General features: G+C 62.7%; 5 protein-coding genes. 4 read left to right on the top strand and 1 reads right to left on the bottom strand.

From position 1 onward, the window contains the following. On the bottom strand, nucleotides 1–4575 hold a 4575-nt coding region (locus IE125_RS15145; RefSeq protein WP_189445499.1), incomplete at its 3' end, for an Ig-like domain-containing protein. 491 nt (nucleotides 4576–5066) lie between these two features. Here IE125_RS15145 and IE125_RS15140 point away from each other — a divergent pair. From IE125_RS15140 to cysD, 4 genes are all read left to right on the top strand, one after another. Then, nucleotides 5067–5717 carry an NUDIX domain-containing protein gene (locus IE125_RS15140; RefSeq protein ID WP_189445498.1) on the top strand — a complete coding sequence of 217 codons (651 nt, stop codon included), beginning with the start codon at nucleotides 5067–5069 and terminating at the stop codon, nucleotides 5715–5717. Between the two features lie 40 nt (nucleotides 5718–5757). Continuing rightward, on the top strand, nucleotides 5758–6204 hold the full coding sequence (locus IE125_RS15135; RefSeq protein WP_189445497.1) for a DUF1249 domain-containing protein: 447 nt from the start codon (nucleotides 5758–5760) through the stop codon (nucleotides 6202–6204). Then, a complete protein-coding gene (locus IE125_RS15130) occupies nucleotides 6204–6995 on the top strand; it encodes a metallophosphoesterase family protein (protein WP_189445496.1) in 792 nt (263 codons plus the stop codon). The genes IE125_RS15135 and IE125_RS15130 overlap by 1 nt, the downstream gene beginning before the upstream one ends. Before the next feature lie 140 nt (nucleotides 6996–7135). Continuing rightward, the coding region (gene cysD, locus IE125_RS15125) for a sulfate adenylyltransferase subunit CysD (RefSeq protein ID WP_189445495.1) at nucleotides 7136–7714 on the top strand (579 nt) is incomplete at its 3' end.

The following is a 7714-nucleotide window of genomic DNA, read 5'->3' as shown; positions in this document are numbered from 1 at the left end:
GGTGCCGGTTCCGGCGGTCCAGGTCGTGCCGCCGTCGGTGGAGTACTCCCAGGTCGCGCCATCTTCGAGGCCGCCGACATTGACGGTGGCGTCACTGGTAATGCCGTCGGCGCTGTCGGCACCGGTATCGGTGGCGAGCGTCGCCGTGGGCGTATCCGGCGCGGCGGCATCCAGCGTTGACGTATCGGTAACCGTACCGGTGTTACCGGCGGCATCGGTCACCGAAAGCGTCGCGGTCAACGTGCCGTCGGCGAGACCGGAAAGATCCTGGGCTGCCACCGTCACGTTGCCATCGGCATCGACGGTGATATCGGCCGGGTCGACGGTGGCTGGTGTACCGCCACCGCTGCTCGTGATGGTCAGGCCAGTCACGCTGGCACCGCTTTCGATAGTGCCGGTGAGCGTTACGCTGTCGGCTTCATCGACACTCAACAGGCCATCTCCGCCGTCGTTGATGGCGATAGCGTTGAGTCCGTCTCCCTGAGTCGGAGGAACGGCATCGACAATGGCCGTACCGGGATCGCTCTCATTACCCGCCGCATCGGTAGCCGTGGCGTTGATCTCGGTGCCGTCGGCCAGCGCCGGGTCGGCCGTGTAAGTCCAGGCCCCGGTGTCCGGATCGGTCGCGATATTGTCGGCGATAGGGTTACCGTCACCATCGGTCAACGTCACCGTGCTGCCGGGTTCGGCGGTACCGGTGACCGTGTCGCCGTTGGTCGCATCGATCGTCGGCAACGCCGGGGCGGTGGTATCCAGCGTCACGCTGTCGCCGGTGACCGTGGCGGTGTTGCCGGCGGTATCGGTGATCGCCAGCGAGCTGGTGATCTCGCCATCGGCGAGGTTGGAGAGGTCGACGGTGAAGGAGCCGTCGGCCGCGACGTTGGCCGTCGCAGTACCGCCATTGATGTCAGTGAAAGTAGCGACTGCCGTGGCATCCGGATCGAGCCCGGCGACGGTGTAGCTGCTGGCACCGGCCTCATCGGCACTGATCAAGCCATCGGCGTCGTCACTGGTCAGGGTGGCCAGCGGTGCGACATCAGCGGCAACATCCAGCGTGGTGGTATCGGTAACCGTACCGGTATTGCCGGCGGCGTCGGTCACCGACAGCGTCGCGGTCAACGTGCCGTCGGCGAGACCGGAAAGATCCTGGGCTGCCACCGTCACGTTGCCATCGGCATCGACGGTGATATCGGCCGTGTCGACGGTGACCGGGGTACCGCCGCCGCTGCTCGTGATGGTCAGGCCGGTCACGCTGGCACCGCTTTCGATATTGCCGGTAAGCGTCACGCTGTCGGCTTCGTCGGCACTTAACAAGTCATCGCCGCCGTCGTTGATAGCAACGCTGTTGTCATTGGCGTCGGGCGCGGTGGTGTCCGGGGCGGTGGCGCCGGTCGGGTCGCTTTCGTTGCCCGCGGCATCGGTCGCGGTGGCGGAGACCGCTTCGCCGTTGGTCAATGCCGGGTCGAGAGTGACGCTGTAGCTGCCGTCATCCGGGTCGGCGGTGGTGGTGCCGAGGGGGTTGCCATCATCATCGCTAATCGTCACCGTGCTGCCCGGTTCGGCCGTGCCGGTAACGGCCGTACCGTCATCGGCGACGGTCGCGCTGGGGGCGTCCGGCGCGGTGGTGTCCGGGGCGGTGGCGCCGGTCGGGTCGCTTTCGTTGCCCGCGGCATCGGTCGCGGTGGCGGAGACCGCTTCGCCGTTGGTCAGTGCCGGGTCGAGGGTGACGCTGTAGCTGCCGTCATCCGGGTCGGCGGTAGTGGTGCCGAGGGGGTTGCCGTCACCATCGCGGATCGTCACGGTCGAGCCCGGTTCGGCGGTGCCGGTAACGGCGCTGCCGTCATCGGCGACCGTGGCCGAGGGTGCATCCGGCGCGGTGTTATCCGGGGCGGTGGCGCCGGTCGGGTCGCTTTCGTTGCCCGCGGCATCGGTCGCGGTGGCGGAGACCGCTTCGCCATTGGTCAGTGCCGGGTCGAGAGTGACGCTGTAGCTGCCGTCATCCGGGTCGGCGGTGGTGGTGCCGAGGGGGTTGCCGTCACCATCGCGGATCGTCACGGTCGATCCCGGTTCGGCGGTGCCGGTAACGGCGCTGCCGTCATCGGCTACGCTCACGCTTGGCGCATCCGGCGGGATGGTATCGACGTTGAGGGCGTAGGCGTTACTGGGATTCGATACCTGGCCCTCGGGGTCTGTGGAGGTCGCCCTGAAGGTCGTAGTGCCTTCCAGCAGTCGCGCATTGATGCGGAAACTCCAGTTGCCGAAGTTGTCGGCCTGGGTTTCCCCGATCATCACGTCGTCCGCCCAGACCTGCACCATGTTGATAGCCTGGGCCGTCCCTTGCAGCGTTGGATTCGGGTCGTTGGTCGTGCCGCCGTTATCGACGTTACCCGTGACCGGCTCGGCAGCGTCGATCGAGGTGATGATGACCGGCTCGGCCGGTGGCAGGGGCGTATCCAGGTCGGCATCGACAGTGGCGCTTCCTGGCTGGCTGGCGTTGCCCGCCGCATCCGTCGCGATGGCCGTAAAGGTCGTGCCGTCATCCAGCGGCGTGTCGGGCGCGAATGACCAGTTGCCGTTGACGTCAGTGGTGACCGTGGCAATGGTGTCGCCGTTCTCGTCGGAGAGCGTGACCGTGCTGCCCACCTCGGCAGTGCCGGTCAGAATTTCGCCGTCGGTCGAATTGACCACCGGCGTTTCAGGTGGCTGCGTATCCACGTTAAAGGTGAACGGTGCGCTCTCGTCGGAGACGTTGCCGGCATTGTCGGTCGCCGTCACCGTAACGCTGTAGCTGCCGTCGTCGAGGGCCGGCGTGGTGTAGGACCAGGTGCCGTCGTCGTCAGCGACAACCGTGGCCAGCGTATCGCCATCGAGGTAAATCGTGACGATGCTGCGAGCCTCGGCGGAGCCGGAGAGTGTCGGTCGCGTATCGTTGGTGCTGTCGCCGCTCGTCAGCTCGCCGGTTCGGGGGGCAATGTCATCGGTGACTGCGTCGATCGTCGGCGGGGTGGGCGGCGTCGTGTCATTGATGTTGGCGGCGATGGTTCGGGTGGCCGGGTCGCTTGAATTGCCGGCGGCGTCGGTGGCCACGGCGCTGATTTCGGTTCCCGGGGCAATGGAATCGGCCGGCGTGAATGACCAGTTGCCGTTGTCATCTGCCGTGACTTCCCCCAGGACATCGCCGTTGTCGTCGGTCAGCGTGATGAGGCTGCCCGCCTCGGCACTGCCGATCAGCACGGTGCCGTTGCTCTCTTCGATCTCGGGGGAGGCCGGCGCGCTCAGATCGATCGAAATCGGTCCGAGGCTGGCCACGTCACTCACGTTGCCGACGGCATCGGTTTGGCGCACCTGGATGTCGCCGTCGGCGTAATTGCCTTCCGGCAGTTCAAAGCTTGTGCCGTTTCCTGCTGTCCAGGTTTGACCGCCATCGACGGAGTACTCCCAGGTGGCGCCGTCTTCGAGGTTGCCGACGTTGACGGTGCCATCGGTGGTGATGCCGTCGCTGCCATTCACACCGGTGTCGTTGGCAAGGGCTGCGGTCGGGGCTTCCGCACTAGCATCGATGGTGCCCGTGGCTGGCTGGCTGGTGTTGCCGGCGGGGTCCTGGGCGACGACTTCGATCTCGGTGCCGTCAGGCAGTGGATCATCCGGCGTGAACGACCAGTTGCCGTCGTCGTCGGTGGTGGTCTCCCCAATCGAGTTACCGTCACCGTCGGTGATGATGATGGTACTGCCGGGCTCGGCGTCACCGGTCAACGTTTCGCCATTGGAGGGATCGATTGTCGGCGTATCGGGCGCAACCGCATCGACTGTCGTCGTCGCCGGGTCGCTTTCGGTGCCGTTTTCATCGACCACGACGACTTCGATGTCGGTGTCATGTTCGACGGGATCATCCGGGGTGAAAGACCAGTTGCCATCGTCGTCGGTAGTGGTTTCTCCGATGACGTTGCCATCGTCATCGCGGATGACGATGTTGATGTTCGGTCGGCCGATGCCGGTGAACTGGGTGCCGTCCGACGGGTCGACCGTTGGAGGTTCCGGCTGGGTGACGTCGCCTCCATCATCCGGAGTATCGCCTCCATCATCAGGGGTGTCGTCGTCATCTCCGCTGCCACCGCCACCGCCACCGGCAGCGAGGGCGCCTGCGGCCAGCGCGCCGCCGCCGATGGCTGCCCAGCCGAGCGGTGTAATACCACCGCCATCTTCGCTTGCCGCAGCCACTGGCTCGAAGACGCCGAATTCGTTCTGCGGTATGTAGTCCGCGGCGACGATGCCATCGCCACCGGCAGGGCTGAGGTCCGCCAGCACGAGTTCCTGATTGTCATCCACCAGATAAAGCTGACTAGTCGTCGTTTCGTTGTCGCCGTAGAAATTCTCGATACGGATGACTTCGCCATCCTGGGTGTGGATCACGAGCGCGTTGCCGTCGCGAACCAGTTCCTGAATACCGTCGGGGGAGAGGCTCAACAGCACGTTGGAGGGTTGCTGAAGTGTAATCGTGCCGTTGGAAGCAACGGCTCTTGCCGGGGCTTCGGTGACGTCCTGGTTACGTTCGCTGACTTTTGCCGAGATGGCCATGGCGCTCTCCCCAAGATGATCGATAGTCGAGAAAAAAGCGTGTTATTGAATAGTTATCTAATAACGGGTAGCGGCTTTTTTCATACGTTCTCAGGAATAGGTGAGTTTGTGATTTAATGCAACAGCCCAACTATGTTTCTATATTATACTATATGTTTATTTATGTAATATGCAATAAATTCAATAACTTATATTCGTATAGTCGTATTATTGGGTGCATTAAGTTTGCTTTGGTGATTAATTTTTATTAGCTCATGTAGTTGTCTTTATCTCTGCATGGCGGTTGTTGGTGAGCCATTCAATAAAAAGTCCCGCTGATCGAAGCGATTGTTTGCGTCAAGAGTAATTAATTGATTTGAGTTAAATTTTAAGGCTAGTCAGGAAAGTTACGAAAATGAAAGTTCCACAGGGCCAAAAGTCACCGAGGCGGGCCGCGGCTTGGATTCACGAAGTCACGCCGCGATAATGAGGGCTTTGAGAGGAGGTCTGGCGTGACCAGTCGCGACGAAGCTATCTACCGGTTCGCGTCGGAAGACGTGGAGCGGCTGCAGGATGACAAGCTCTACTCGGGATTTTTCGATCTGGAGCGGCGCCGGTTGCGCCACCGCCTTTTCAACGGTAGCTGGAGCGAGCCGATCGATCGCGAGGTCCACGTTCGCCGGGACGCCGTGGGCGTACTACTCTACGACGTTGAACGCGACGCGGTTGTGCTGGTCGAACAGGTCCGCGCCGGCGCGCTCGACGATGATCGCTCTCCCTGGAAGTTGGAACCGGTGGCCGGGCTGGTCGAGCCAGGCGAATCCGCAGCCGAGGTCGCCAGGCGCGAGGCGCAGGAAGAGGCCGGCTGCGAGATCCGCGAACTCGTCGAGCTGCACCGCTACTATCCCAGCCCGGGTGCCTGCACGGAGCAGGTGACGCTATTTTGTGGTTTCGTCGATAGCCGCGGCGTCGGTGGCGTTCACGGGCTGGAAGAAGAACACGAAGACATCATGGTTCACGTCATGTCGTTCCCGGATGCCTGGGACCGACTTATGACGGGACAACTCGATAATGCCATGGCACTGATCGGCTTTTACTGGCTCGCGCGTGAACGTGCCGCGCTGAGAGCTGGGGCCAAGGCGCGCGGAGAAACCCTCTCCTGACGCCGTAGGAGTGCCAGAGGAACCCTATGGTAAGACCACTATGGTAAAGACCGCTTACGTCACCGATCTGAAATCGCTGCAGGCCGAATGCAGCAGCAACTATCTCCGGCTTTGCCGTCTGGTCATGGACATGGACGCGGGGGAGGTAAAAGAAGTGCCGCTCGCCGGAGAGCGCGCGCGCTTCGGCACGCTGTGGCTGGAGGTGCTGGAGCAGGCTCCCTACACCACGATAGCGCGCGTGTCTCAGACCGGGGTGCTGGATGGCTTCATCGACTCGCCCCGAATGACCGTTCATCTTTATCACGACGCCAACATGGCCGAAGTGACCGATTTCCAGCGTCAGCGCCACTTCCAGGGCCGCTATCGCTACCCCAATCCGCAGATGCACCAGCCGGATGAAAAGCTCCAGCTCAACCGTTTTCTGGGCGAGTGGCTCCAGCACGGTCTAGCGCACGGCCACGCCGCAGGCGTGCCGGAAACGCCTTGATGCGGATCGTACAGATCACGGACTGCCACTTGCTGGCAGACCCCCGTGGCAGGTCGCGCAAAGGCTTTCCACTGCGCCAGCTCGAGACCGTCATTGGGCGAGCCAGGCAGCTACGCCCCGATATTCTGCTGTGCACGGGCGATATCGCCGAGGACGAAACGCCGGTCGCCTACCGCTACGCCAGTGATGCGTTCACGCGGCTCGGCTGCCCGTGGTTCTGGATTCCCGGTAATCACGACCAGCCGGAGCTGATGGAGGAGATACATCCCTTTCATGACGAGCTCGACCTCGGCGAATGGCGCATGCTGTTGCTCGACTCCCGCGTCAGCGGCCAGCCCGGCGGGTGCCTGGGCAAAGCGCAGCTACAGCGGCTCGCCGAACAGCTTGAGGCCGATGAACGGCCGACGCTGATCGCCTTGCACCACCCGCCCGTGGAGATCGGTTCCGTGTGGATGGACGCCATCGGGCTCGAGGACCGAGATGCGCTGTGGCAGACGCTGGCGCCTTATCCTCAAGTCCGTGCCATGATTTTCGGGCACGTTCATCAGGCGTTTGCCGCGCGGACCACGAGCCTGCCGGAAGAGACCTTGGGCGACGTCGCGTCGGATGACGCGCCAGATCGGTTGGAAGGAGCGAGTCTGCTCCCCGTCTACGGCTCGCCGTCCACCTCCGATCAGTTTCTGCCTCGCAGCCATGAGTTTGCCGTGGACGAGGCGGCGCGGCCGGGTTTTCGAGTCATCGATTTGAAAGGCGATGATTTCACCACCTGGGTGGAAAGAGTCGATCTCTGAGATCGGCATATAACCAAAAGCGCTTTTTGGATCATCTTTGATTCTTTGACGTTATTAATGCCGTCTCGCTACGGTTAGCGTTTCGAACGCTTTTTATCATCCGCCACCGGATCTCTTGTGGCGGTCGCGAGACGGTGACCATGACAGATTCCTCTCCCAAGACTCATCTGGGCGACGCCTATCCCAGTGCGCAACGCCAGACCCACCTCAAGCAGCTCGAGGCGGAATCCATCCACATCATCCGCGAGGTCGCCGCCGAGTTCGGCAACCCGGTCATGCTCTACTCGATCGGCAAGGACTCCTCGGTGATGCTGCACCTGGCGCGCAAGGCCTTCTATCCCGGGCCGCCGCCGTTTCCCCTGATGCACGTCAACACCACCTGGAAGTTCAAGGAGATGATCGAGTTCCGCGACAACATGGCCGCGGAAGTGGGAATGGAGCTGATCGAGCACATCAACGAGGAGGGCCGCGCCGCCGGCATCAACCCGTTCGATCACGGCAGCGCCAAGTACACCGACATCATGAAGACCCAGTCGCTCAAGATGGCGCTCGACAAGTACGGCTTCGATGCCGCCTTTGGCGGAGCCCGCCGCGACGAGGAAGCCTCCCGTGCCAAGGAGCGCGTCTACTCCTTCCGCGACAAGCACCACCGCTGGGACCCCAAGAACCAGCGCCCGGAGCTGTGGAATCTGTACAACGGCAAGGTCAACAAGGGCGAG

The sequence above is a fragment of the Salinicola rhizosphaerae genome, assembly GCF_014652715.1.
GTDB lineage: Bacteria > Pseudomonadota > Gammaproteobacteria > Pseudomonadales > Halomonadaceae > Salinicola > Salinicola rhizosphaerae.
Note: the sequence above shows the minus strand (reverse complement) of the source record. Positions and strands in the feature narration are given on the sequence as shown.